Source organism: Streptococcus oralis, from assembly GCF_001578945.1.
Lineage (GTDB): Bacteria > Bacillota > Bacilli > Lactobacillales > Streptococcaceae > Streptococcus > Streptococcus oralis_Q.
In genome coordinates this window covers 60,759-85,597 of sequence record NZ_KQ969553.1, presented here as the reverse complement: position 1 = coordinate 85,597, position 24,839 = coordinate 60,759, and the positions used below count along the sequence as shown (strand labels likewise).

At 40.4% G+C, this 24,839-nt stretch carries 36 protein-coding genes; 7 read left to right on the top strand and 29 right to left on the bottom strand.

Going from position 1 to position 24,839, the window contains the following annotated elements; all coding sequences use genetic code 11:
- Window positions 1-65: 65 nt before the first annotated feature.
- From SORDD16_RS07605 to hisS, 10 genes are all read right to left on the bottom strand, one after another.
- On the bottom strand, window positions 66-284 hold the full coding sequence (locus tag SORDD16_RS07605) for a hypothetical protein (RefSeq protein WP_000832176.1): 219 nt from the start codon (window positions 282-284) through the stop codon (window positions 66-68).
- A 17-nt stretch (window positions 285-301) separates the two neighbouring features.
- Complete coding sequence (locus SORDD16_RS07600) at window positions 302-943, bottom strand: CPBP family intramembrane glutamic endopeptidase (protein WP_061452971.1); 642 nt, start codon at window positions 941-943, stop codon at window positions 302-304.
- A 9-nt stretch (window positions 944-952) separates the two neighbouring features.
- Complete coding sequence (locus SORDD16_RS07595; RefSeq protein WP_061452970.1) at window positions 953-1,651, bottom strand: ABC transporter permease; 699 nt, start codon at window positions 1,649-1,651, stop codon at window positions 953-955.
- Window positions 1,644-2,468 (bottom strand): ABC transporter ATP-binding protein, encoded by an 825-nt coding sequence (locus SORDD16_RS07590; protein WP_061452969.1) that lies wholly within the window; start codon window positions 2,466-2,468, stop codon window positions 1,644-1,646. The genes SORDD16_RS07595 and SORDD16_RS07590 overlap by 8 nt, the downstream gene beginning before the upstream one ends.
- A gap of 10 nt (window positions 2,469-2,478) precedes the next feature.
- A complete protein-coding gene (locus SORDD16_RS07585) occupies window positions 2,479-3,213 on the bottom strand; it encodes a DUF3169 family protein (protein WP_061452968.1) in 735 nt (244 codons plus the stop codon).
- Between the two features lie 18 nt (window positions 3,214-3,231).
- The gene (locus tag SORDD16_RS07580; protein ID WP_049505389.1) at window positions 3,232-3,582 is read right to left on the bottom strand and encodes a PspC domain-containing protein; all 351 of its coding nucleotides are present in this window, start codon (window positions 3,580-3,582) and stop codon (window positions 3,232-3,234) included.
- Window positions 3,583-3,585: 3 nt separating this feature from the next.
- Entirely contained in the window at window positions 3,586-3,783 is a 198-nt protein-coding gene (locus SORDD16_RS07575) for a hypothetical protein (protein WP_061452967.1), read from the bottom strand.
- Window positions 3,770-3,958, bottom strand: coding sequence for a hypothetical protein (locus tag SORDD16_RS07570; protein WP_038804241.1), 189 nt, complete (start codon window positions 3,956-3,958; stop codon window positions 3,770-3,772). The genes SORDD16_RS07575 and SORDD16_RS07570 overlap by 14 nt, the downstream gene beginning before the upstream one ends.
- Complete coding sequence (locus SORDD16_RS07565; RefSeq protein ID WP_031237122.1) at window positions 3,958-4,161, bottom strand: helix-turn-helix transcriptional regulator; 204 nt, start codon at window positions 4,159-4,161, stop codon at window positions 3,958-3,960. Before SORDD16_RS07565 ends, SORDD16_RS07570 begins: the two co-directional genes overlap by 1 nt.
- A gap of 143 nt (window positions 4,162-4,304) precedes the next feature.
- Entirely contained in the window at window positions 4,305-5,585 is a 1,281-nt protein-coding gene (gene hisS / locus SORDD16_RS07560) for a histidine--tRNA ligase (RefSeq protein ID WP_061452966.1), read from the bottom strand.
- Between the two features lie 167 nt (window positions 5,586-5,752).
- Here hisS and SORDD16_RS07555 point away from each other — a divergent pair, with 167 nt between their 5' ends.
- On the top strand, window positions 5,753-6,094 hold the full coding sequence (locus tag SORDD16_RS07555) for a metal-sulfur cluster assembly factor (protein ID WP_001204052.1): 342 nt from the start codon (window positions 5,753-5,755) through the stop codon (window positions 6,092-6,094).
- A 59-nt stretch (window positions 6,095-6,153) separates the two neighbouring features.
- On the opposite strand, the gene ilvD is transcribed toward SORDD16_RS07555, so the two are convergent.
- Entirely contained in the window at window positions 6,154-7,857 is a 1,704-nt protein-coding gene (gene ilvD / locus SORDD16_RS07550; protein WP_061452965.1) for a dihydroxy-acid dehydratase, read from the bottom strand.
- A gap of 217 nt (window positions 7,858-8,074) precedes the next feature.
- Between ilvD and rpmF the strand changes: the two genes are divergently transcribed.
- The 3 genes from rpmF to SORDD16_RS07535 all read left to right on the top strand — a co-directional run bounded on the left by rpmF (window position 8,075) and on the right by SORDD16_RS07535 (window position 8,997).
- On the top strand, window positions 8,075-8,257 hold the full coding sequence (gene rpmF / locus SORDD16_RS07545; RefSeq protein ID WP_000290417.1) for a 50S ribosomal protein L32: 183 nt from the start codon (window positions 8,075-8,077) through the stop codon (window positions 8,255-8,257).
- 15 nt (window positions 8,258-8,272) lie between these two features.
- Complete coding sequence (gene rpmG / locus SORDD16_RS07540; RefSeq protein WP_001265622.1) at window positions 8,273-8,422, top strand: 50S ribosomal protein L33; 150 nt, start codon at window positions 8,273-8,275, stop codon at window positions 8,420-8,422.
- Between the two features lie 74 nt (window positions 8,423-8,496).
- Window positions 8,497-8,997 carry an HXXEE domain-containing protein gene (locus SORDD16_RS07535; RefSeq protein ID WP_061452964.1) on the top strand — a complete coding sequence of 167 codons (501 nt, stop codon included), beginning with the start codon at window positions 8,497-8,499 and terminating at the stop codon, window positions 8,995-8,997.
- A gap of 323 nt (window positions 8,998-9,320) precedes the next feature.
- Here the strand turns inward: SORDD16_RS07535 and SORDD16_RS07530 are convergent, their stop codons facing one another.
- From SORDD16_RS07530 to SORDD16_RS07475, 13 genes are all read right to left on the bottom strand, one after another.
- Window positions 9,321-9,602: a hypothetical protein gene (locus SORDD16_RS07530; protein ID WP_061452963.1), complete on the bottom strand. Its 282-nt coding sequence runs from the start codon at window positions 9,600-9,602 to the stop codon at window positions 9,321-9,323.
- 4 nt (window positions 9,603-9,606) lie between these two features.
- Window positions 9,607-9,816 carry a hypothetical protein gene (locus SORDD16_RS07525; RefSeq protein ID WP_061452962.1) on the bottom strand — a complete coding sequence of 70 codons (210 nt, stop codon included), beginning with the start codon at window positions 9,814-9,816 and terminating at the stop codon, window positions 9,607-9,609.
- Window positions 9,817-9,845: 29 nt separating this feature from the next.
- Window positions 9,846-10,115 carry a type II toxin-antitoxin system RelE family toxin gene (locus tag SORDD16_RS07520; protein ID WP_061452961.1) on the bottom strand — a complete coding sequence of 90 codons (270 nt, stop codon included), beginning with the start codon at window positions 10,113-10,115 and terminating at the stop codon, window positions 9,846-9,848.
- Window positions 10,105-10,332: a type II toxin-antitoxin system RelB family antitoxin gene (relB, locus tag SORDD16_RS07515; RefSeq protein WP_061452960.1), complete on the bottom strand. Its 228-nt coding sequence runs from the start codon at window positions 10,330-10,332 to the stop codon at window positions 10,105-10,107. The genes SORDD16_RS07520 and relB overlap by 11 nt, the downstream gene beginning before the upstream one ends.
- A gap of 118 nt (window positions 10,333-10,450) precedes the next feature.
- Window positions 10,451-10,870: a DUF1492 domain-containing protein gene (locus SORDD16_RS07510; protein ID WP_061452959.1), complete on the bottom strand. Its 420-nt coding sequence runs from the start codon at window positions 10,868-10,870 to the stop codon at window positions 10,451-10,453.
- 973 nt (window positions 10,871-11,843) lie between these two features.
- The gene (locus SORDD16_RS07505) at window positions 11,844-12,464 is read right to left on the bottom strand and encodes a hypothetical protein (RefSeq protein ID WP_061452958.1); all 621 of its coding nucleotides are present in this window, start codon (window positions 12,462-12,464) and stop codon (window positions 11,844-11,846) included.
- Window positions 12,465-12,665: 201 nt separating this feature from the next.
- Window positions 12,666-12,821: a hypothetical protein gene (locus SORDD16_RS11320; RefSeq protein WP_164966501.1), complete on the bottom strand. Its 156-nt coding sequence runs from the start codon at window positions 12,819-12,821 to the stop codon at window positions 12,666-12,668.
- Window positions 12,822-13,403: 582 nt separating this feature from the next.
- On the bottom strand, window positions 13,404-14,852 hold the full coding sequence (locus SORDD16_RS07500) for a virulence-associated E family protein (protein WP_061452957.1): 1,449 nt from the start codon (window positions 14,850-14,852) through the stop codon (window positions 13,404-13,406).
- Window positions 14,845-15,360: a hypothetical protein gene (locus tag SORDD16_RS07495; RefSeq protein ID WP_061452956.1), complete on the bottom strand. Its 516-nt coding sequence runs from the start codon at window positions 15,358-15,360 to the stop codon at window positions 14,845-14,847. The genes SORDD16_RS07500 and SORDD16_RS07495 overlap by 8 nt, the downstream gene beginning before the upstream one ends.
- 10 nt (window positions 15,361-15,370) lie before the next feature.
- Window positions 15,371-15,637 (bottom strand): hypothetical protein, encoded by a 267-nt coding sequence (locus tag SORDD16_RS07490; RefSeq protein ID WP_061452955.1) that lies wholly within the window; start codon window positions 15,635-15,637, stop codon window positions 15,371-15,373.
- 14 nt (window positions 15,638-15,651) lie between these two features.
- On the bottom strand, window positions 15,652-15,855 hold the full coding sequence (locus SORDD16_RS07485; protein WP_061452954.1) for a hypothetical protein: 204 nt from the start codon (window positions 15,853-15,855) through the stop codon (window positions 15,652-15,654).
- A gap of 22 nt (window positions 15,856-15,877) precedes the next feature.
- The gene (locus SORDD16_RS07480) at window positions 15,878-16,219 is read right to left on the bottom strand and encodes a hypothetical protein (protein ID WP_061452953.1); all 342 of its coding nucleotides are present in this window, start codon (window positions 16,217-16,219) and stop codon (window positions 15,878-15,880) included.
- 343 nt (window positions 16,220-16,562) lie between these two features.
- Window positions 16,563-16,751 carry a helix-turn-helix domain-containing protein gene (locus SORDD16_RS07475; RefSeq protein WP_061452952.1) on the bottom strand — a complete coding sequence of 63 codons (189 nt, stop codon included), beginning with the start codon at window positions 16,749-16,751 and terminating at the stop codon, window positions 16,563-16,565.
- 155 nt (window positions 16,752-16,906) lie between these two features.
- Between SORDD16_RS07475 and SORDD16_RS10760 the strand changes: the two genes are divergently transcribed.
- The gene (locus tag SORDD16_RS10760) at window positions 16,907-17,410 is read left to right on the top strand and encodes a helix-turn-helix domain-containing protein (RefSeq protein ID WP_081215183.1); all 504 of its coding nucleotides are present in this window, start codon (window positions 16,907-16,909) and stop codon (window positions 17,408-17,410) included.
- A gap of 173 nt (window positions 17,411-17,583) precedes the next feature.
- Window positions 17,584-18,747, top strand: a complete 1,164-nt coding sequence (locus SORDD16_RS07465) for a tyrosine-type recombinase/integrase (RefSeq protein ID WP_061452951.1) — start codon at window positions 17,584-17,586, stop codon at window positions 18,745-18,747.
- Window positions 18,748-18,903: 156 nt separating this feature from the next.
- Here SORDD16_RS07465 and rpsD read toward each other — a convergent pair whose 3' ends face one another.
- The 5 genes from rpsD to SORDD16_RS07440 form a co-directional block, all read right to left on the bottom strand.
- Window positions 18,904-19,515: a 30S ribosomal protein S4 gene (gene rpsD / locus SORDD16_RS07460; RefSeq protein ID WP_000092756.1), complete on the bottom strand. Its 612-nt coding sequence runs from the start codon at window positions 19,513-19,515 to the stop codon at window positions 18,904-18,906.
- 235 nt (window positions 19,516-19,750) lie between these two features.
- Entirely contained in the window at window positions 19,751-20,416 is a 666-nt protein-coding gene (locus SORDD16_RS07455) for a potassium channel family protein (RefSeq protein WP_061452950.1), read from the bottom strand.
- A gap of 13 nt (window positions 20,417-20,429) precedes the next feature.
- The gene (locus SORDD16_RS07450; protein ID WP_061452949.1) at window positions 20,430-21,809 is read right to left on the bottom strand and encodes a TrkH family potassium uptake protein; all 1,380 of its coding nucleotides are present in this window, start codon (window positions 21,807-21,809) and stop codon (window positions 20,430-20,432) included.
- Between the two features lie 33 nt (window positions 21,810-21,842).
- Entirely contained in the window at window positions 21,843-22,607 is a 765-nt protein-coding gene (locus SORDD16_RS07445; RefSeq protein ID WP_061452948.1) for a nucleoside phosphorylase, read from the bottom strand.
- 49 nt (window positions 22,608-22,656) lie between these two features.
- Complete coding sequence (locus tag SORDD16_RS07440; protein WP_061452947.1) at window positions 22,657-23,547, bottom strand: LysR family transcriptional regulator; 891 nt, start codon at window positions 23,545-23,547, stop codon at window positions 22,657-22,659.
- Window positions 23,548-23,677: 130 nt separating this feature from the next.
- Here SORDD16_RS07440 and SORDD16_RS07435 point away from each other — a divergent pair, with 130 nt between their 5' ends.
- Complete coding sequence (locus tag SORDD16_RS07435) at window positions 23,678-24,718, top strand: threonine aldolase family protein (RefSeq protein ID WP_241734036.1); 1,041 nt, start codon at window positions 23,678-23,680, stop codon at window positions 24,716-24,718.
- Window positions 24,719-24,839: the final 121 nt, after the last annotated feature.

Sequence of the window (24,839 nt, the reverse complement as noted above, 5' to 3'; positions counted from 1 at the left end):
CAGAAATCAAAACGAACAGACAAAAAATCCGATGAAAACATCATCGGATTCTCTGATTATGATTCTTAGCCTTTTTTACGCTTTTCAGCAATCTCAGCTGCCTTTTTAGGTAGAACAATTTCCGTCGCATAAGCCGAAGCAAAACGCAAGACACCTGCAATAGGCGCAAAGACAACTGCTAGATAGTTGTAAAAGAAATCGCCTTTAAAGGCATAGGCAAGTGCCCCGATGATAAAGAAGAGAACGACCGCCTGTATCACTGCTAATAAAATTACTCGTTTCATGTGACCTCCTGACTCTATTATAGCATGAGTATCATCAAAAAGCCGATTAAATTATTCAAAGCATGGAGAGAAATGCTGTAAAGAAGACCTTTTCGGCTCACATAAGCCAGACCCAAACTCAATCCCAGACTAGCATAAACTAAAAACTGTTGCAAAGTTCCTGGAAAATGAATCAAGGCAAAAAGCACACTTGATACGAGGAGAAAGAGAGCTGTCTGTTTCATGTTGTCCTGCTTAGGAAAGAGATAACGCGCTAACATCCCTCTAAAAATGAGTTCTTCCGTCAGAGGAGCAAAGACCACTACCATAAAGAAACCAAAGACAGGCTGAGCTAGTGTCAATTGTGATACAGTCTGTTGATTGGCCGACGGATCATCTGGCAAAAAGAACTGAGCTGTAATCGCCACTAGCAAAACCAGGGCTGGCAACCAAATATAACGATTAAAAGCCGTTGTCTGGATGCTAACCTTTTCTGTCTGATACCATCTGTAAACTCCATAAACATAGGCCCCTGACAGGGCGACATAAAGTGGTAAGACTCCAAAGATTGAAGCCCCTAGTCCAAGAGCTGACAGAGCCATGCTCTGAACCAGACCATAGCCAAAGAAAAAGGATAGAACAGCTAGAAGAAACCAGCCAAGATTTTTAAGTAAGTTCATATGGGCCTCCTACTTTCCTTTATAACTATTTTTCAATACGAAGAGACTAGCTAATCCTAGCAAAAGGACCCATGCTAGCAAAAGACCAAGATTTCTCAAAGATAACTCTCCACCACCTGCTTTTAACAGACTTACCAATGGACCAATGAAAGAATAGTCCAACAGTTTTTGCGCAGTTGCATTTTGAACAGCAAGAGTGGGTAAGAAAGAGAAGGTCAGCATAGGAAAAATACTATACACTTGCGCCTTAGACTGAGTATCTGATACTGCACCGATAAGAATGTTAAGAAAGATAATGCTGATAGTTGCCAGAAGCAGATAGAGACCATAGGTAAGAAAGTAGTTTGTCAAATCAACTTTAAGATATAGAGGGAGAACAACCATCGAAAAAAGCACCACTAGAAGAGGAAGAGCCATCATGCTCAGAGTATACTCCGTTGCTGTCACACCACTTAGTATGAGGGATTTAAGGTTACGTTTTTCCTTATCCTCAGCCATCATAATCGATACCATATAACCACTTCCCATACTCAAGACCATCGTCAAACTCGTAGAGAGGTGAAACATAGTCAGTTCTCCACTCTTGTTTAAGAACTCATTATATAGGATAGCAATACCAAAGGGCATCAATAAAGTCGCTAGTAACGTTGAATTACTAATAAGAACTTGTAACCTTAACCAAAGAAGGGCATTTAATTTTCTAAACATCTAACTTTTCTCCTGTCAATCTAATAAAGATTTCTTCTAAAGTCGGTTCACACGAATGAACAGCTATTAGATTTGTCGTATTCAAATGAGGCAATTCTTCAAAAGGAACCACTTGTTCGCGTCCATCTTGATAGCGTAAACGAACCTTTTTATCCTCATGGTATTTCTGGATAATCTCTTGTGGACTGCCATACTCAATCAAGTTTCCCTTATTTAAAAGAGAGAGTCGATCACAAAGCAAGGTTGCTTCATTCATATCGTGGGTTGTTAAGAAAATCGTTGTCCCAGCCTGCTTCAATTCTTGTAAGAGAGCATGAATCGATTTTGAGGTGGTGGGATCAAGACCACTTGTTGGCTCATCCAGAAAGAGGATTTTGGGAGCATTTAGAAGAGCACGAGCCAAGAACATCCGTTGTTTCATACCTGTGGATAGTTTTTCTGCGATAAGGTTTTTGGCATCTGATAACCCAACTTGATCAAGTACTGTATCTACTCTAGAAGCTTTAAGACCATATAATTTTGCATAAATGAGCAGATTTTTATAGAGGCTCATCTTTTCATAAAAACCACTGGTATCACTAACAATCCCGATTTGTTCCAAATCATTTGAAGTCAAATTTCGAGAGGACTTCCCTAGGAGAACGGTCTCACCCTGATCTGCAGCTAACTGACCCGTCAAAACATTGATCATAGTTGTTTTACCTGAACCTGAAGGTCCTAGGAAGCCAAAAATTTCACCTTCTTGAATCTCAAAAGAAATTTGATGCAGAGCTTTCTTGCCTCCAAAACTTTTGCTTACATTTTCAACACGAATCATAGGAACTCCTTTATTTGAAATAACGTTTTACCATAGGTAATTGCATCACATTGATATAAATATGGATCGCTCCTACAAGCAATAAGGCTAGTAGCTGAATTTCTCCTGTCAAGAAAGAAACGATAAAAAGAAAAATATATAAGGCTGGCAAAACATACTGATTTAATTGAAATAAAATTTGAAAACTCTGTTCCAAATTAGCCTTACACTCCCCTTCATCGTAAGAATTGACATAGTCTAAAACATCCTTTGGTGTAGAGAAAAGAGGCAAATCAAACTGACGAACAATCGCAATAGTTTTAGAAAGAGATTTTTGAGCGACTAAGAATACCACAAAGGCTAAGAAAGAAAGGGAAAACGTTTGAGGGCTTGTATGCAATATAACCACTTCACTTAATGAGATAAAAATAGCCAATGGAATCGCTACTCCTGCAATATTAAAAGTAGTGGTTCCAAACTCAAGATTCCGATACATCTGCACATAATAGGTTTCATTCAGATCATCATCCATTTCCTCTTGATACAAGGAGTGAAATTTTCTGCTTTTCTTTAAGAAATCGAAAGTCAAAAACATACTAATGAAACCTAACAGTAAACAAATAGATGATATCCATGGAGTCACGGTTTTGACATCTAAAATGGTTCCGTAGTTTTCGGTATAGGCCTTAAACATCCCTGCAAACATGCCCAAGAAGCCTCCCAAGATAACAGTCATTAAAAATAACAATCCACGTTTCTTTTTCATATTCATACTCTTTCTAAACTAAACCAATCCAACTAACCACTGACCAAACACTTTACCTGATTCATAAATAGCTGTCAAGCCCTCTGTTCCAAGTGATACTAAAATCAAACAAACAGCAAACAAAAGAATAGCTTGGTTTCTAGCTTTTTTTGCTCCATCTCCCAAGGGTTCATTGCCAAGCCAACCTGCTAGATAGGCATAGAGAGTTACTGTTATAATCCCAATCTCTGTCGAAGAGAGAAACAGCAAGACTGTCACCAAACGAACGATATTGGCTTGAATATTAAAATAATTTCCTAAACCTGCACAAACACCCGCAAGTTCTTTATGTTCAGTATCTACTTGAAAATCTGCTAAAAACTTTTTCATCATTCATTCTCCTTTTTCACTTGTTAGATTTTTTGATTTCTTTTCAATCCATTCAACTACTGGAATGAGAGCAAAGTAGCCCCAAATAAATTGGTCACTTTGATACAGATTAAACCAGCCTAGGTCCATCCCAATCAGTAGAAACACACTGACTAATAGAGCCATGGCAACTACATAATAAATCACTTTATACTTGTTCATCATTTTTCTCCTTCTTCTTTAACCAATTGAAAATGGACAAGAGGACTAAATTAATCCAAAACAAATACTTACTTTCAACAAAATAAAACCAACCGAATAATGTTCCAATCATAGCGAAAGCATTCACAATAAAGGCAAAAACACTCATATAATAAATCACTTTATACTTGTTCATCACTCGTCCTCCTCTAAGCGAAATACCGATTCGACTGTTTCGTTGAAAATTTGAGATATTTTCAGGGCAATGATAATGGATGGGGTGTACTCATCCCGTTCTAGTAGGCTAATGGTCTGTCTGGAAACCCCTGCTAGCTTGGCAAGGTCAGTCTGATTAAGCCCATCTCTTGCCCGAAGCTCTTTTAAACGATTTTTAAGCATTCCTTTCTCCTTTTCTCTTAACTTGTTTATATTCTAACACATCTTTTTCTTTTTGACAAGTATATTTGTCAAAAAGTTTATGATTTTTGTCATTTTGCAAAAGAAAAAGGTCAGGGATAAGAGCCTGACCAGTTTTTCTACTATTAAAATCCTAATTTTTCAAAGATTTCTGAGAAGTTTTGGCTGATGGTCTCAAGTGACACTTGAACTTCTTCTCGTGTTTGGTTGTTCTTGACCGTCACTTGTCCGCTTTCAACTTCGCTCTCTCCTAGGGTGATGAGGGTCTTAGCCGCAAAGACATCGGCTGACTTGAACTGAGCTTTGAGCTTCCGGTTGAGGTAGTCACGTTCTGCTTTAAATCCTTGTTGGCGAAGGGCTTGTACCAACTCCAAGGCTTTGGAATTTGCACCATCACCCAAGACTGCGATATAGACATCTAGGGCGTTTTCGATAGGAAGGGCCGCACCTTGCTTTTCAAGGATGAGAAGCAGGCGCTCTACACCCAGTCCAAAACCAAAGCCAGCAGTTTCAGGGCCACCAAAGTAAGCAACCAAACCATCGTAGCGACCACCCGCACAGACCGTCAAGCTATTCCCCTCAATCTCTGTGACGAACTCAAAAATCGTGTGGTTGTAGTAGTCCAGACCACGCACCATATTGGTATCGATGATATAGTCTACACCTAGATTTTCCAACATCTGACGGACGGCATCAAAATGAGCTTGACTTTCTGCATCCAGGAAATCCAAGATAGACGGCGCATTCTCCACTGCCACCTTGTCTTCTTTTTCCTTAGAGTCTAGGACACGGAGAGGATTTTCCTCCAAACGACGCTGGCTATCCTTAGACAGGGTTTCCTTGAGCGGTGTCAAATAGTCGATCAAGGCTTGACGGTAGGCTACACGACTCTCAGGATTTCCAAGAGTGTTAAGATGCAGTTTGACACCTTGAATGCCAATTTCTTTCAAGAAATGGGCTGCCATAGCGATTGTTTCCACATCGGTAGCTGGATTGCTCGAACCAAAGCACTCGACACCAATCTGGTGAAATTGACGCAAACGACCTGCCTGTGGACGCTCATAGCGGAACATAGGCCCCATGTAGTAGAACTTACTTGGCTTTTGCACTTCTGGAGCGAAGAGTTTATTTTCCACATAGGAACGAACAACTGGAGCAGTTCCTTCAGGACGGAGGGTAATATGGCGGTCACCCTTGTCATAGAAATCGTACATTTCCTTGGTTACGATATCAGTCGTGTCCCCGACAGAGCGGCTGATGACCTCGTAATGCTCAAAAATAGGCGTGCGCACTTCTGCATAGTTATAGCGCTTGAAAATTTCACGGGCAAAGCCCTCAACGTACTGCCACTTGGCAGACTCAGCAGGTAAAATATCCTGCGTTCCTTTTGGTTTTTGTAATTTCATAGGGAATCCTCTTTAAACTTAATAGTCTTATTTTACCATAAATAAAGGGATTAAAACAGCGAGAGTAGAAAATCTCAATAGAGTCTTTTCAGAAAATTCATCAAAAACTTGCCAAATTGTCAGAATTATGAGAAAATAGAGGATATTTATCACGTGGAGGGACTGTTATGAGAGACGATATCAAAATCAATGACCGCGCTTTGGCCTTACAAGACCAAATTATCGAAAAACTAGAGAAGGTTTTTGATACAGATGTGGAATTGGATGTTTACAATCTGGGCTTGATTTATGAAATTAATCTGGATGAAACAGGTCTCTGTAAGATTGTCATGACCTTCACCGATACTGCCTGTGATTGCGCCGAAAGCCTGCCTATCGAAATCGTCGCAGGTCTAAAACAAATCGAGGGTATCGAAGATGTCAAGGTTGAAGTCACCTGGTCTCCTGCATGGAAGATCACTCGAATCAGTCGCTACGGACGCATTGCCCTTGGACTGCCACCTCGTTAAGCAGGCAAATCACTTTGAAGATGAAAAGAAGCAAGCCGAAGTTGGCTTGCTTTTTAAGTTTATTTTTTACCTGACTTGTCCATATTCCAGAAGTCTGTCACGGCTCCACGAGAAGCGGATGATACGATGTGGGCATATTTACCAAGGACACCACGGCTATAAAGTGGTGGCAAGGTTGTTTCTGCCTTGCGTTTTTCAAGTTCTTCTTCAGATACGGCCATGGAAATTTCTTTGGTATCTTGGTCAACTGTAACGATATCGCCTGTACGGAGGTAGGCAATCGGTCCACCATCCTGAGCTTCTGGGGCGATATGTCCAACAACCAGACCATAAGTCCCACCAGAAAAACGGCCATCCGTCAAGAGGGCAACCTTGTCTCCTTGACCTTTACCAACAATCATGGATGAAAGGGACAGCATCTCAGGCATACCAGGACCACCCTTCGGTCCAACAAAACGAACAACGACAACATCGCCATCAACGATTTCGTCTGTCAGAACGGCCTGAATAGCATCTTCTTCTGAGTCAAAGACTTTAGCTGGACCAACATGACGACGCACTTTAACACCTGATACCTTGGCAACCGCTCCATCAGGGGCAAGATTCCCGTTCAAGATGATAAGCGGACCGTCTGCACGTTTTGGATTTTCAAGTGGCATGATGACTTTTTGACCTGGTGTAAGGTCTGCAAAGTCAGCCAAGTTCTCAGCGACGGTCTTACCAGTACATGTGATGCGGTCGCCATGAAGGAAACCATTTGCCAAGAGATATTTCATAACAGCAGGCACACCACCGACTTCGTAGAGGTCTTGGAAGACATACTGACCAGAAGGTTTCAAGTCGGCCAAGTGAGGAACGCGTTCTTGGATCGTATTGAAGTCCTCAAGTGACAAATCAACATTTGCGGCATGAGCAATGGCAAGCAAGTGCAGGGTTGCATTTGTAGAACCACCGAGAGCCATGGTTACAGTGATAGCATCTTCAAAGGCTTCACGAGTCAAGATATCTGATGGTTTGAGACCAAGCTCCAGCATCTTGACAACAGCACGTCCTGCCGCTTCGATATCTTCTTTCTTGTCAGCTGATTCAGCTGGGTGAGATGAAGATCCTGGCAAACTCATACCGAGAACTTCAATTGCAGTCGCCATGGTATTAGCTGTATACATACCTCCACAGCCACCAGGTCCCGGGCAGGCATTACATTCGAGACGTTTCACGTCCTCAGCTGTCATGTCACCGTGGTTCCATTTTCCGATACCTTCAAAAACAGAAACCAAGTCGATGTCTTTACCATCTAACTTTCCGGGTGCAATGGTACCACCATAGGCGAAAATAGCTGGAATATCCATATTAGCAATGGCAATCATGGAACCAGGCATGTTCTTGTCACAGCCACCGATAGCAACGAAGGCATCCACGTTGTGACCACCCATCGCCGCTTCGATGGAGTCTGCGATGATGTCACGAGATGTTAGAGAGAAACGCATACCAGGCGTTCCCATGGCAATCCCGTCCGCTACGGTAATTGTCCCAAACTGAACCGGCCAAGCTCCTGCAGATTTGACACCTTCTTTCGCCAATTTCCCAAAATCATGCAAGTGGATGTTACATGGTGTATTTTCCGCCCAAGTCGAAATCACTCCCACAATCGGTGTTTCAAAGTCCTTATCTGTCATACCAGTCGCACGAAGCATGGCGCGGTTTGGTGATTTAACCATGCTATCATAAATGCTACTGCGGTGACGTTTATCTAATTCAGTCATCTTATCCCTCCCGTTTCAGTTTTTTATCATTATAACACAATTTCCGCATGAAGAACAGAATAAAATTCTTGAATTTTCAGAAAATTTCGATTAATGACTTCTAATTTTTTAATCTTTTTTTGTCAAGTAACTTTACTTTACAAAAAAGTTTTGATATACTATTAAAGTTGATGAAAATCAAACCTAACTGAATTATATCTTAAAAGGAGAAAACAAAATGGCAGTACCTGCACGTCGCACTTCAAAAGCGAAGAAAAACAAACGTCGTACACACTACAAGGTAACAGCTCCATCTGTAAACTTTGACGAAACTACTGGAGATTACTCACGTTCTCACCGTGTATCACTTAAAGGATACTACAAAGGACGTAAAATCGCTAAAGCTGCATCAGCTGAATAATAGAAGGGAGATACCATGCGCGTAAATATCACACTTGAACACAAAGAATCTGGTGAACGCTTGTACCTTACTTCTAAAAACAAACGTAACACTCCAGACCGTCTTCAATTGAAGAAATACTCACCAAAACTTCGCAAACACGTTGTGTTTACAGAGGTGAAATAAGCATAACTCAAAACGCCTTACTGGGCGTTTTTTGCTTTATTGGTTAGCAATCTATGGCTTTTCAGGAGAAATTTATGGCATTTTATCTTTGGATGTTCCCTCTACTCTTTATCTTTCACGATATGGAAGAAATTATCGGTCTTGTCCCTTGGATTCATCTCAACGAAACCTTACTGGTCCAAAAGGCTCCAGCTATTCTCAAGCTCCACAAAGGAATTACAACAGAGGGATTTGCCCTTGCTGTTTTTGAGGAGTTTATTCTTGTCTTATCCATCACTTTATTAGCGTATTTTACTCAATCTAGAGCGCTCGAATTAGTTTGGTTGGGGGGATTTGTAGCCTTTGCACTTCATCTCTTGCTCCATATGGGACAATCAATCTTTCTTCGCAAGTATATCCCTGCTCTAATCACTTCTATCCTTTGTTTTCCTATCAGTGCTTATTTGATTATCGACATTGTGCATTTATGGCGAATTTCGACTAGCGAATTTTTCCTATTTTCACTAGTTGGCTCAGGCATCGCCGTCATCAATCTCCCCTTTGCTCTCTGGCTCGGGAAAAAGTATTCTGTCTGACTTGTCCATTACCATTAACAAAAGTTCCTTGCGATTTCAATTTGCAGGGAATTTTTTATCCCCCTTCACAGTTAAGAAGTGTTCTATAGTTTTTAAGACAACGAAAAAAGCCCACTGTTGCAGGCTTTCTGTAAGATATTTTTCAAAATTAAAGCATTTTGTTATCTTCCTATTAAAAGGTACAGAAAAACAGGGCTAAGCCTGCTCTAAATCTAACTTATTTTTTTCAAAAACTATTAAATTCAAATAAGCTGAGAAAACATAAAGGGTAACAAAAAGGGGACTTAAAATGATGAGTTCAGTAAGCAAGTAAATCGCACCTGTCAGAGGTGCTTTTTATTTAACGGTTTTGCCTTTTCATAGTAAGGCGTTAGGAAATTGATAAAACCTTGTTTATCGCTTGGGTCATGTTCTTCTAAAAACATCATCAGTTCCAAATCGTTGAGAGCGTCAAACATTTCAGTATTTTCATTGTCCCAAGCCTCCGCAAAGTGCTCATCTTCTCCGAACAGAGCATTAAACTTAAAGGAAAAATCCCAAAAATTATCAATCTGACCGCTGACTGCTTCCTGTAGCATATCTAAGACTTGTTGACTGTATTTCATAATATTAGACCTCTTTTCTTGAGTTCAGCTGCTCACCTTTAACAATTTCAATTTCCTTGATACTACTTTCAGAATATGAGTAATCATCAATGACGATTTCATCATAGCCATCTAAATCATATCCGTCGAACCAATCAATCACCTTGCCAACGATGGAAGTACCATCGCTTAAAACAAGGCGAACGTTTTTATCTACATATTCCCATAGTTTCATAACTACTATCTACTTAATAAAAACAGGGATTATCTCTTGTAAATCTCTTTACGGTGTCCTACCTCAAGGGCTAGGATAATCAGCTCACCATCTCGAATATCGCAAATAATCCGATAGTTCCCCACACGATACCGCCAAAGCCCTTTATATTGCCCTGTCAGTGCTTTGCCTTGCTGTCTAGGATTTTCTAAACCATCAAGCCGTTTTTTCATATCCTTAGCCAGCATAAGCCCTACATGCTTATCCATCTTTTTAAGCTGTTTCAAAACTTCATCACTCAGTACCAACTTATAAGCCATTTTCTAGCTCCTTAATCACATCATCAATTGAGTGAGTGACGGGATTTTCTTCAAAGCGTTTCAAGGCTTGAATGCCGATTTCATAGTCAAGTTGATTTTCAATCTGCTCCGCTAATGCTGACTTGAAAAGCTCGGAAAGGCTCTTTCCTGTATGTACTGCATAACTTCTAAATAGCTCTTCTTCCGCTGTATTTAGCCTTAATGATACCATACCCATATCTTTTTACCTCATTTTTCTTTCTGTAATACATTGTATATCACATGAAAAGAAAAGTCAAGTAAACAGAAAAGCCCCATAAGTATGGGCTGTTAGTTTGAGTATTTCTTTCAATTTATCAAGCTGTTTTTATCACCTCCGACAAGTTTTCTATAGCTTTTTGCCTTACTCGATATACCGAGGCTGTAGATACACCTATTTCCTCAGCAACTTCCAAAGCTACAAGATCATTCAAATAAAAAAGTCTTAAAACAGAACGCTCAAGCGGATTGGCCAGCTTATCGATCAGCCTAGATATTTCCATTCTCTCTTCAGTAAGTCGTTCAATTCTCTGGAGCGTATCCTCTTTTAGCTTCAGAACACTTATAAGGTTATTCTCTGCTGTATTTACCCTGCTTGTTTGTACTCTGGTAGTGCTCAGTTCTTGCTTTTTGATAATACCACTTTCTAAAGCCGCAAGCTCTAAATATAAGCCCTCTATCTCTTTGTTTATCCACTTAACGCCTTCTAGTTTTTCTTTTACCTGCTCTGGTGTCATGCCTTAGCCTCCTCTATGATATAATATTTTTATCGGATATATCACAAAGGAGTCAGCCCTGTGCTGACTTTTTTCGTTTTCTCTATGTTCGCTCTAGCTTCAAATGCTTGCCCGTGAGAAAAAAATGTACAATGACGGGTGAAGCTCATAGAAGCGCGTGGGGAGGGAGATATCCCCCGTATCTCCTTATGGTTTGATAAGCAATTAAGGGATGTTTTTATCTCTCTTATTTCCTTGTCATTCTGCAAGCAATTAAGGCAAGTTATTTCTTTGCTTATCTGCTTATCATTTGGTAAGGAGAAAATCCGAAATAAGAGGGGTAAAAACTCCGCTTATCTGCTTGTCATTTCTCAGGGAGTTAAGGAGAGTTATTATTGCTCTTATCTGCTTGATAAATGATAGGGGGATATACCCCATTTTCTCGGGCTTCGCTCGAGGTTCAAGCTATATAATCTTCTGTTCGTTCTCTGTTCAAGAGCTATTTTCTCGGAGTTCGCTCGGAGTTCAACACACATAATCCTGCAATTTGTCAGGCATATTTTTTGCCACTACCTCACCATTGGAAAACTCCTGTACCTTTACATTGAAAAAGTTCGATACCTTACCAAAACCTTACCATTCTATGGCTCTAAAAAAGCAGCTATACCTTAGGGTAATCTTAGGGTTCTATCATTAGAAAAAAGCCCTGTACCTTGCTATTTTGAAGTATGTGATCTTAGCCTAATCTTAGCCTATTTGATCTATGCTACCTTGTACTTTTTTTAATACGCAACCTAACCCTTACCTCACCCTTTTTTGGAACGCTCGAATCCGTCAAAAGTCTTGATATAGCTGACTTATTTCAGAGTTTTAGCCGTCTAATATGTAGTATTTGTTTGTTTTGTAAATTGCACACTACTACAAATTATCGTGTAATAAACCAAATCTATTGGCTTAAATACTAAAAGGGGATTTCTCCCCTCTGCACACTCGATTAAAGTATTGCGTCCATGTTGTCATCTAGGTAATCAGATTCTAAGAAAGTTATAGCACCCTCAACTCTCTGCATTACAAATCCATGATCAGACATCAATCTCTCATAATTCATCTCATCGACTGCTCTAGCAAACTTATTCAACAAGTCTTTTGTCCGATTGCTATTGTCCGCTGGGATATACTGCGCTAACTCTGCACTGTTTGGGTTGCCATTACCAAAAATACCTCCTAAAGCATTTCTGAAAAGTTCTAAAGTTGTGCGATCGTCTTTGTAATGGTCTATTAGTGCCTTTCCAGTAGATACGGCCAAAGTGCCACTTTCAAAAAGTTTTACAGCATTTTGCACTGCTACTTGATAACCGGGATCAGTCAACGCTTTTACTTCCGTTTCGGCTCTCTTAGCCTCTTTATCTGGTAGTAGGTTGTCTGCAATTTTCTTTAAATCATCATAATAACCAGCATACCAAGCCTCGTATTTGAATTTAAGGGTTTCAAGTTCATTCTCTTTCCCCTCTGCGCTCAAAAATTGATTATTCTGTATTTCTTCGATTTTTCCATATAAGTTAGAAATAGCACCCTTCAATGCTACCATCTTAGTAATAATTGTTTTCTTGTTCATTCTTTTTTTCCTCTCTCTATTTGTTAATTTCCATATCTAAAAGCACCGTACCTGCTACGGTATTCCATTTTTAAAACTGTTTTTTCTGCTCATATCAATCCATAAGGATTTTTGTATCATATCCACTCCTAGCACCAAAACAAAAAGGACACCGAAAAAGCTAAATAACTTAATCAGCGCCCTCGGTTGTTCCGATAGACTCTATTTTTTTGTTTCACTTCGTTGCAAGTATGAAAATCTTCCATCTTGAAAATGCAAGGCCACACTCCCAAATGTTGGGGGAACCTCTGCCTCTATTTTACCATTTTTCTGATACAAAATAAAGCCTTGCTTCAACAGTTCAACTAAATCATCCATACGATCCTCCATTTCATTTTTTCTTTATTTTCATTAACCTAGAGTGCTACGAGCCTCTTCTACTTGATTAAGTTGTAGTACTCATTGGCCTAAAGCGTCGATATTAGCGATATTTTCAACTATTCAATGCTTTTTACTACCCTTTTTAGTGTACTTTAGTTCATTTTTAAGCTTTTTGAGTTCCATTTTTGGAAAGCAAACGCTGCACCCTGCTTTTATCAATCTTACAAAGTGTAGTATTTTTTGGAAAATGTAGTACAATGTAGTCGTTATGTACTACACCTCCAACCTTACAGCCTCAAGGGATTGGAACCAAATGTAGTTTTGTAGTCACTTTTTTTCAAGAAAAATATATATAGTACTCTCTATTGTTATTTATATATATTTTTTTATAAAAATGATAAAATAACTACATTTTAATAAAAAAGTCAGTAATATCAAGGGGTTAGCTGTGTAGTAAAAAAATTTAAGAAAACTACATTTTTTCTAACCCCTGTCTGTATCCCTTGTGTACCAAGGCTTTACTGACCTTTCAAAATGTAGTTATTTTTTTAGAAAAAAACTACACTAACTACATTTTTTCTACTTTTTGATATAAGCTGGTTTAATACTTTTCCCAAATCGTGCAGATTTCTTATATCTCCAGCCCTCTTTATTTTGCATGATCTTCTTAACCTTGTTTTTATCTTTTGGATTCGGTGAATTGTTCAAATACACCTCTGTAAAAAATAAATTAACTGCCACTTTATCCCGCTCCACTAGTTCACCATACTTCTCTGTGTCTAGTGGGATTTCTGTACCATCAGCACCCATATAGTAGCCATGATTTATCATGTCGTGGATGTAATAACGCCTAGTCCTATCAATCTCTGGGTATTGGTACATCCCTTTCGGGTAAGGGGTATCCAAATACCGCTCCAGGTCTTCAGCTAGCTCATCTACAAACTTATAACGGCTTCTAACCTCGTTTACTAGCTTTTCCTGCTCATCTGTCAGAGTCAGCACCTTGTTAGCTCTCCAAGCTGCCACCATAGCACCCCAAAAGTGTCTACGGTCTTTTTCTGTCCACTTCCTATCCTTGTAATCGGTGTTCTTATGAACTTCAGCAACCAGGAAACGCCTTTCACCTGTAAGGTCGTTTAAGTAATCATGGTCATTAGTTGCCCTGACAATGATAAAACTCTTAGGTAGTCGCCTATCACTGGAAGCATAGGGAGGTCTAAATTCTAGTTTGGTTTCTGTTATGAATTTCTTTAATTCTGAAAAGCTGGCTTTTTTACTGGCCACCATCTCATCATCAAATACACACCAATTTCTTACCATCCTAGCCTTGTCGTCTTTATCCGTGAAAGTTTCAACAGTAGTAAAATACTTATGAGTGAAAAGCCCCTCGAAAAACTGAGTTTTCCCAACTCCCTGGCGTCCAGTCAAGTCTAAAACAAAGTCAAACTTAATGGAGGGATTGAATACCTTAGCAACTGCCCCACGGAAAAACAAATCCATGATAATACGATTATAATCATTATCTTCGATATTTAGATAATATCGTAGAATATCAAACGGATCACGCTGATTTACTAACCCTTTATACTCGTTTTCACATGCTTCTAGATAGTCCTTTAACGGATTGTAGCTATGCTCTCCAGCCACTACTTCCAGAATGTCCGCTATATCAGGCTTTTTATAGTCTATCTTGTATTTGGTAGCAATATAAGCCCTAATTTCTCTGATAATCAGATCATCGATTGCACCGCTCAGGGTTCTACCGTTTAACTTTATAGGTCTAGTCACGTCAATTTCGTAAGTAAAGATATTATACTGTATAGCACCTTTCAGCTTACTATCTCCGCTCAAAATCTTCTTGAGATTATCTAGACTCACTGCAAAGCCATCCCCTCGTGGTTTTTTGGCCAAGTCTAAACTATTGTGTCCCTCATTAGTCTCCCTTGCTTCAGTCAAATTCACCATTTCAGGGGAAGCTCTTTGATGATCTTCTTCAATGATTTTATTTACAATTTCATCACTATTCAAAAGCTACCTCCTTATAGAATACCCTTGCTACTTCTAAAAAATAGCCTGCTAAATCTTTCCGCTTAACGATTGCAGAAAACAAGTCCACTGATTGGCTAAAACTGTAGCCATTTACAAATAGAGAACGGACAAAAAGAGATGTTTCATACCTGGTATATATGCCATTACAAATCAGGTCAAAAATCCATCCTTTCAACTCCAATCCAAGTCCCTGGCGCTGCTCTGTCAATCTGTTTGCTTCTAATTTTTTTAGAATCGTCAATAATTCTGAACTGGCCAAAGCTATATCCAAGCCCCTGGCCAACTCCCAGCCCTCTAATCGTCCTTTCTCATCTCTGACAGCTACATACAACCCCTTATAATGAAAATCTGTCAGTCCCTCACCGATTGGCTCGTAGTAAATGAGTTTGTAATGTTCTCCATTCTTCCAAACTTGAGTTGGTGCATGTTTTAGAAAACTAAATAAGGGCATTTTTTTAGAGGATATAGTCAACTCAATCATTCTCATTGTTATCCCCCTAATCTACTGCAAGAAAATTGTATATATCGGTCTTGCGGTAATAAATCTTCTTACTGTTCTCAAAAGGCGACTGATAAGGCTTTAAGCCGTGTTTTTCCCAATTATTCAACGTTGTGCCACTGATCCCTAACTTGTCTAGTAAATCAGGCCTAGAAATTAAGTCCCAGCCGTCATTATGCTGCTTTTCAAGTTCAAGCCTTTTCTCTAAGTGATCTCCCACTTTCTCCAGTAGCTCAAGCTCTGCCTCTCTTGATAATAGTTGCATATTGCACCCCTTTTCTAATTGTTCCGCTTGCCTGCTAGTTGAATATAACACCCATAGCAAGGGTTTAAATCCTCTCTTGGGATTTCTATCGTCTGTTTGCTTTCTCGCTCCATTTGAGCGCTTTTTTTGCGGTCTAGGTGGTTTAGATAGACAAGTAAGCCAATCAATACCACCATGAAGATAACCGCCTGTGTATTGGTTAAATCTAGCTCGTTCATGCCACTACCTCCAATCTATGCTCTATCTTGGTAACAGATTTCTAATATTTTCTCGCTCTCTACGCTCTACCCCTTGGGCTGGTAAACCGTTAACTGCTCTAGAGATGATGTTATTAACAATAAGAATACCTAGGCCATCACAAGCCTCCTCATAGGTATCTGCAAACCTATTAAAAGTATTCTTATAAGTAGCCATGATATTAAAAACAATTACGGTTGCTACACGTCTCCCATAGAGTTGAGAAAGTTGAGCCTCTGCTCGCTCCTCGCTATCTCTTAGTTTTTGCATTCTTTCCCACTGTTCAGGGGTGTAGTCTGACTTCTTAACCGTAAAAATACTATTTTCTAATATAATTACACTCATGTCCTTACCTCAATTATGTTTTATTTGTATAGTTGCTTCAGGACTTTCTCCTAGAATTGGGAAAAAGTCCAAATAGCTTTTTAATGCCTTTCTTGTAATTGCCAACCTCACGCTCAGACTCGCCAATATTTGAAAGCGTGAGAAAGTACCAGTTTAAAGAGTTAGTGCTCTCTCGTTTGGACACAAATCACTATTTTGTGATATAATTAAATAAATACCTAACTAAATCCCATACTTGCTTTTTGTGGTTTTAGTTGTTTGTGTGAAAAGCCTTGCTAGTTTGCCGACTGTCTAGGCTTTTTTTGTTGCTTAGATTTCTATAAGTGAAAGGTAGTAAGAAATCTTATAAATCTTCTACTAGCCAGTTCATAACTGCCTCATAGATACGCTTGGGAGCATTGTAGTTCCCGCTCTCAACTTTGCTTAATGTTGTTCTAGCAATTCCAAGCGCTAAAGCTGTCTGGCTTTTGGTTAAATTCCGTTTTCCTCTTTTTGCTCGTACTTTTTCAGCTATTTCTACACTAATTAGCATAGGTTACCTCCTTAATTTTTTACTATCAATCTGATAGTGATTTTAGTTTATACTATCCGTTTGACAATGTCAAGCGTTTTTGTTGTCAATTTGATAATTTTTTTGCTTATTGCTATCATTTTGTGTTATAATCGTTTTTGAAAGGTAGTTAGAGTATGAAAAACAGATTAAAACAACTGCGAAAACAAAATGGAATATCACTAAAAAAATTAAGCCAAAAACTTAATGAACTATATGGGGTCACAATAAGCGACAGCCAGCTATCCTACTACGAAAACGGTAAACGTTCGCCTAGAAATCAGAGTGTTTGGAAATATATTGCCTCTTTTTTTGATGTTCCTGTTGGTTACCTTTTAGGTTATAAAGATGATCTTGAACTCATTCTGATTGGAACAGATGAAGAACAAAAAGTATTTGACTCGAGGAGCTCCCCATATTTACAAAAAAACCTTAATTTTTTGAAAGATATTGAAGAAGTTAAAAAAATAAAAACCGATACACTAATAGCTATTGAATTTGTAGAAAATATTTTTAGCCGACTGTCCCAATATGGTCGGGTTAAACCTGGCTCATATGCCTCTGAGATGAACCATATCTCTCTTGCTCTCCTTGACTTTTTGGACGATCTAGAGCGCGTTGAAAACTCTTTAACAAAATGAACCCCTAAAACACCCTCTAATTGATTTTATAGCTCAGCTATACAAATTACCATCACACCTAAAACAAACGAGAATAGGGCTATTCTCGTAGCTCCCAGCACTACATAAAGACAATATTCATAAATACTTGACTAAATCCCATACTTGCTTACTGATGTTAGAAAGGTATGACTATGAATATTACAGAATACAAAAAGAAAAACGGTACTACGGTGTACCGTGCAAGTGTTTATTTAGGCGTTGATAAACTTACAGGGAAAAAGGCTAGAACTACGGTCACGGCCAACACTAAAAAAGGCGTTAAAATCAAAGCTAGGGAGGCTGTCAATGCCTTTACTGCTAACGGCTATACCATCAAGGCAAAGCCCACTATCACGACTTACAGAGAGCTGGTAGCCCTTTGGTGGGAAAGTTACAAAAACACCATCAAGCCCAACTCTCAGCAATCCATGGAGGGTATCGTCAGACTGCATATATTGCCCGTCTTTGGCGATTATAAGCTTGATAGGCTAACTACCCCTATCATCCAGCAACAAGTCAATAAGTGGGCTGACAAGGCCAATAAGGGCGAAAAAGGGGCGTATGCAAACTATAGCTTTCTAAACAATATAAATCGCCGTATTCTCCAATATGGCGTGACTATGCAAGTGATCCGGCATAACCCTGCTAGAGACGTCATTATCCCACGTAAACAACAAAATAAAGAGCATAAGGTCAAATTTTTCAGCAACCAGGAACTAAAACAGTTTTTAGACTACCTGGAAGATTTGGATCAGTCTAGTTATGAGAATTTCTTTGACTACGTGCTTTATAAAACATTGCTGGCCAGTGGTTGCCGTATTGGTGAAGCTTTGGCTCTTGAGTGGTCTGATATTGACCTTAAAAAAGGCACTATCAGCATATCTAAGACTCTCAATAGATACCAGGAAACAAACACGCCTAAGTCTAAAGCAGGTCTAAGAGAGATTGACATAGACAAGGCTACAGTTTCCCTACTCAAACAGTATAAAAAACGTCAACAAGTCCAGTCATGGCAACTAGGCCGATCTGAGGGGATTGTCTTTACTCCTTTTACCACAAAATACGCTTACGCTTGCCTACTAAGAAAGAGGCTACAAAGTCACTTTAAAGCTGCTGGCGTTCCTGATATTAGTTTCCATGGTTTCAGACATACTCACGCTACAATCATGCTATACGCTGGCATAGAGGCGAAAGATTTACAGTATAGGCTAGGCCACTCTAATATCTCAATGACCTTGAATACTTATGTCCATGCTACCAAAGAGGGAGCTAAAAAAGCCGTCTCAATCTTTGAGGCAGCTATCAGCAATTTATAAATAATAAGGGTGCCCCATTTTTGGGCTACCCTATTACTATACCTAAAATTAGTTATGGGTAACTAAAAGGGTAGTAAAATCAAAAAAAGCACTCTAGGATAGAGGCCTAAAGTGCTTAATATCAAGGCTTTACAGCCTATCATATTTAATAAAATATTACAACATTTTGTTGTAGAATTCAACGACAAGTGCTTCGTTGATTTCTGGGTTGATTTCGTCGCGTTCTGGCAAGCGTGTCAATGAACCTTCCAATTTTTCAGCATCGAATGATACGAATGCTGGACGTCCAAGAGTAGCTTCTACTGCTTCAAGGATTGCTGGAACTTTCAATGATTTTTCACGAACTGAGATCACTTGACCTGGAGTTACGCGGTATGATGGGATATCAACGCGTTTTCCGTCAACAAGGATGTGACCGTGGTTTACGAATTGACGAGCTTGACGACGAGTAGTCGCAAGACCAAGACGGTAAACAACGTTATCCAAACGGCGTTCCAAAAGAAGCATGAAGTTGAAACCTAGGATTCCGCCTTTGATTTTTGTAGCTTGTACGAACAAGTTACGGAATTGTTTTTCACCTACACCGTAAGTGAAACGAAGTTTTTGTTTTTCAGCCAATTGCAAACCGTATTCTGACAATTTAGAACGGTTGTTTGGTCCGTGTTGTCCTGGTACGTAGTTACGACGTGCCAATTCTTTACCTGTACCTGTAAGTGAAAGGCCAAGGCGACGAGCTTGTTTCCAAGATGGTCCTGTATAACGTGACATGTATATGTCCTCCTGATATAAATAATATTTCGGTGGAAATAGTCACTTAGAAAGCCCTGATTCGTGCAGATGCCCTTCGCCTAAACAGCCAAGGTTACTTGTCATAAGACACCTGTTGACGAGCTTCATGCTTTCCTGCTGCTATTTCACACAAATGCTATTGTACCATGAAAAGCTAGATTTGTAAAGGGATTTTACGGCTTTATTTCAAATTAAAGTCAATCTCAGACCTCTCCTACTCACTCAGTTCAGCTAGGGTGTCCAGATGTTGGTTATTAATGACGGCCATGATGTAGGCATCTGCCTGCAAGAGGTCATTGGGTCCGAATTGGACATCCAGAGGAGCATTTTCGTAGGCACGAAAACCAAGTACGTTGAGGTTGTATCGCCCACGTAAATCTAACTGACTGAGGCTTTTACCAGTCCACGATTGGGGGATTTTCATCTCGACAATCGATACATTCTTATCCAGCTGAAAGACGTCTACGCTGTTATGAAAGAGGATTGTCTGCGCCAATGAGCGCCCCATCTCAAACTCTGGTGAGATGACTGCGTCCGCCCCGATTTTTTCCAACACCTTTTTAGCTGTATGGCTTTTGACCTTGGCAATGACGGTCGGCACTCCTAGACTCTTGCAGTGCATAACCGCGAGAACACTGGACTCCAGATTTTCCCCCGTTGCAACAACTACGGTATCACAGGTGTCAATCCCCGCTGATAGAAGGAGTTCTTCATCCGTGATATCTCCAACTACCCCACGCGCCAGCACAGGTTCAAATTGATTAATGCGTTCCTCGTGGTCATCAATAGCAATGATATTCATATGATGCTTGGCAAGAGCAGCCAAAACACTACTCCCAAAAATTCCCAAGCCTAAAATTCCAATTGTCCGATCTGACATCGTTCTCCCTTTCTTATCCAATGGTGATATCTGCTTTCATATAGTGAATCGTATCTTTCTTGTCTGGCTGGTATTCCGCTACACTGATCAGTAGTGTCAAGGGACCAATACGGCCGATAAACATCAGCAACATAACGATACTGAGAGCTAACTTGCCTAACTCTGGTGTTAAATTTGCCGTCACCCCAACTGTCGCAAGGGCTGAAATGGTCTCAAACATGAGGTAGATAAAGCGCGGATTTCCCTCTGCTGTTATCCCTAGTAGAATCAAGCCTAACAAGAATGTCAGCAAGAAGATAATAAAGACACTGAAAGATTTTTGCACGGTTCGGGGTTCAATAGTCCTCCGAGCCACATTGGCATGAGGTAAGCCCAATAGTTCGCTACGAGCGAAGGCCAACAAGACAAAGAAGGTCGTAATCTTGAGTCCCCCAGCCGTTCCTCCAGGTGCCCCACCCAGAAACATCTGTAGGATATAGATGAACAAGGTCACCGGTCGTGCCTGTGTATAGTCAATAGAAGCAAAGCCCGCTGTCCTCATGCTGACTGTCTGAAAAAAGCTAACCAGCAGTTTCTCTGGAGCGCTGAGATTTCCAATCGTTCCAGGATTGTTCCACTCGATTAAGAGAGTCGATACGGTTCCAAAGAGCAGAATTCCCGCCGTTAAAAAGAGAACCAACTTGGTATGGAAACGCAGGCGACATTTTTTCTTTTTCCCAATCTGGGTCGCTAGGTCAAACCAGACCATAAATCCTAGACCACCCGTGATAATCAAGCCAGCGATTACCAGATTGACCAAGGGATCTGTCTGAAAATTCACTAAACTGCTACTGCCGAAATTATCAAAACCAGCATTACAAAAGGCTGAAATAGCTAAAAAGATAGAGGTTAACATCCCTCGACCCCAGCCAAATTCAGGAATGAAGCGGAAACTCAGAAGAAAGGCACCGAGCCCTTCCACCAGAAAAGTCGTCAAAAAGATCGAGCGGATGAAGTCCTTTAAGGACTGGGTTTCCCCATAACTAAAACTTTCTTGAATAGTCTCACGACTACGAAGACTGAGCTTTTGTTTCCCTTGGATATAAAAGATTCCGATAAAGGTCATAAGCCCCAAACCACCGATCTGAATCAACAACATACAGATTAACTGCCCCCAGATATTGTAAGTAGAGGCCACCGGCAGGGTGAAGAGCCCTGTCACACAGACCATGGATACCGTTGTAAAGAGATGATCAAAGTAGGTCGCTTGTGACGTTGTTGCTTGCACAAAGGGAAAGCTTAAAAGGAGCGAGCCCAAGAAGATAACTAGGGCAAAACTTAAAAAGATGCGACGGGCTGGCGATAAACGAGACAGCGTCGTCTTGATTTTTTCCAAAAAAGATTTGAATAACATAGCTACATTCTACCATAAAAACAGTAAGAGCACTCACATGTGGTGCACAATGGCAAGACAGAGTTCCAGCGCCTTATCAAAAGCTTCTGAGCCCCAGTCACGACTGTCGTAGTTATCTAGATCCGCCAAGGAATCTGCAGTAAAGAGCAACTCGCCCCAGACGACGCCACGTAGTTGGGCAACTGCCGCAAGAGCAGAGCACTCCATCTCCACAACAGCACAGCCTTCTTCCTTGCGATAGGCAACCTTTTCAGCCGTCTCTCGGTAAAAACCATCTGTCGTCCAGGTCATAACTTCCTCGTAAGGGATGCCTCTTTGCTCCAAGATTTGCTCAATGGCAGAGATAGCCTCAAGCTGCATCTCCATATAACGAGAAGGCGCCACATAGTGGTAGCTGGTTCCCTCATCTCGCAGAGCGCGAATAGGAACGAGAAAGGCATTCTCCTCTATATCGACTAGGACACCACAGGTTCCAGTGGAAATAATCTGCTCCACACCATAGCCAATCAACCAATCCAGAAACTGAGCCGCTGGGGCAGAGCCCACGGGCGCCTGGGCCAGACAAATCTCCTCGCCCTTGTAGTTGAGGACGTAGACTGGATAAGTCTTGGTGGCCGAAACGAACTCACCAACACAATCCGCCCCTACTTCCTGGGCATAGCGGTCGATCTCCTCCTCCAAAAACGCATAGATACACTTCTTTGGCAACTTTAAGTCCAATCCCTCATGTGTTGGCATAAGGACCGCCTGAGGATTGTCATCAAACTCCAAAATGGGAATTGCATGCTTCTGAATCATAGCTCACCTCCTCTAATTTTGTACTATTGTATCAAAAGCTGACGGAGTGTCAAGGAGTCGACTTTAGCAAGCCAGAAATCTCCTCTTCCATACATTTAAGAAATCGTTGCACCGCTGGAGAAGTCGGTTTCTGTTTTGGCAAAGCAAGGCCCAGCGAGACAAAACGTGGTGGATTTAGAGGTAACTGTACTACATCTTCTTTCCAATCCTGTGCAATCATAGCCTGATTAAAACTCACTCCTAAACCTGCTTTTACTAACTGGTAGGTCGTAAAACCATCTTTGGTTGTAAAACGTGTTTTTAAATTTAAACCTTCTTGCTCAATTAGTCTGTCCTGGTCTGTGTCTTGACCTGGTAAGGTATGGATAAAATCTTCTGCCTCCAAATCCGTCATCTCGTATTGAGCTTGTCTAGCCTTGGGATGATTTTGGGGCAGCCAAACAAGAAGTGGATCCCGATAGAGTTCTTCCCAACTATAGTCCATCTTGTCTTGAGGTTCTGCACATAAACAGATGTCGACAGATTTTTCTGCCAACCACTTAGCTATTTCCTTATTCCCACCCTCCAACAACTTAATCTGGATATTGGGATAGTTTTCTGAAAAAATTTTTAAAAGACGAGGCATCCACATAGAAGATACACTAAAGTAACAGGCAATCGTGATGGAGCCACGAACGACCCCTTTTATATCATCACTCATCTCTTGCGCAATCTGACTGGATTCTACGATTTCCCTGAAATAAGGTAACATCAATTTCCCATTCTCCGTCAAGCGAACTCCTTTTTTACTGCGGATAAACAAGGAAAATTCTAATTCCTCTTCCAAACTCGAAATCATTCTCGTGATTCCTGACTGAGTATAATTGAGTTGTTCTGCTGCAGCTGAAAAAGAACCTGTTTCACTAGCCATTAAAACCGCTTGGCACTTACTTGCGTCCATTTTTCACTCCTTTTCTTTTATCTATTCCATTTTATCATAGTTTATATGATTTTTTGGCGTTTGTGTAATGAATTGATTTCTTGTACAATGAATACATCAATCAAGAAAGAGGTCTCTTATGACAAACAAAATCCTAAATTTTGCAAATGATTATCTTCAAGGAGCACATCCTGCGATTCTCAAACGAATCATGGAAACCAATGAAATGGAAATGAGTGGGTATGGGAGCGATCCCATTACTGCTAGTGCTGTGGGCCGTATCCGTGAGGCTTGCGCCTGCCCCCAAGCAGATGTCCGTTTTCTCATGGGAGGCACCCAAGCCAATCAAATCATGATTGACAGCCTCCTCCAATCTTACCAAGGGGTGATTGCTGCAAAAACTGGTCATATCAGCGTTCATGAGGCAGGAGCCATCGAATTTGGAGGTCACAAAGTACTCGAACTAGAGGGAAGCGATGGAAAATTAACTGCCCAGCAAATTAAAGAAACCATTGAATATTATTGGGCTGATAAAAATCATGAGCATATGGTCATGCCAGGAATGGTCTATCTCTCTCAACCAACTGAGCTCGGAACTCTTTATTCAAAAGCAGAATTAGAAGCTATTTCTCAGGTGTGTAAGGGAAAGAATGTCAAACTCTTCGTAGATGGTGCTCGTCTTGCTTACGCACTTGCCTGTCCTGAAAATGATGTCAGCCTTGCTGATTTGGCTCGCTTATGCGACGCATTCTATATCGGAGGGACCAAATGTGGCGCTCTTCTCGGGGAAGCAGTCGTTATCCCAAATCCTCAACTTCTTCCTCACATGACCACCATTATCAAACAACACGGCGCCCTTCTAGCCAAAGGAAGACTTTTAGGCATCCAATTTGACGAATTGTTTAAAGATAAGCTCTATCAGACGATTGGCAAAGATGCGATTTCCTACGCCAAGCAAATTCGTATAGCTTGTAAAAATGCTGGTCTCCCCCTTTATTTTGAAAATCCAACCAATCAGGTCTTCTGTATTGTGAATGATGAACAAATGAAAAAATTGTCTCAAAACGTAATTTTCTCCTATTGGGAGAAATTCGATGAGAAACACACAATCATTCGCCTTGCTACTTCCTGGTCTAGCAGAAAAGAAGATGTAGAATCCCTATGCAAAATCTTAAAAAAAACAATTGTTTAGTCGGTCTCTCCTCTACCATCCATATTTTTAGTGATAAAAGAACTAGATCGTGAATACTTGCATGATCAGCTAGGAGCATCATAAATAAAGAAAAAATACGTTTGAGTAAAAATAAATCGCG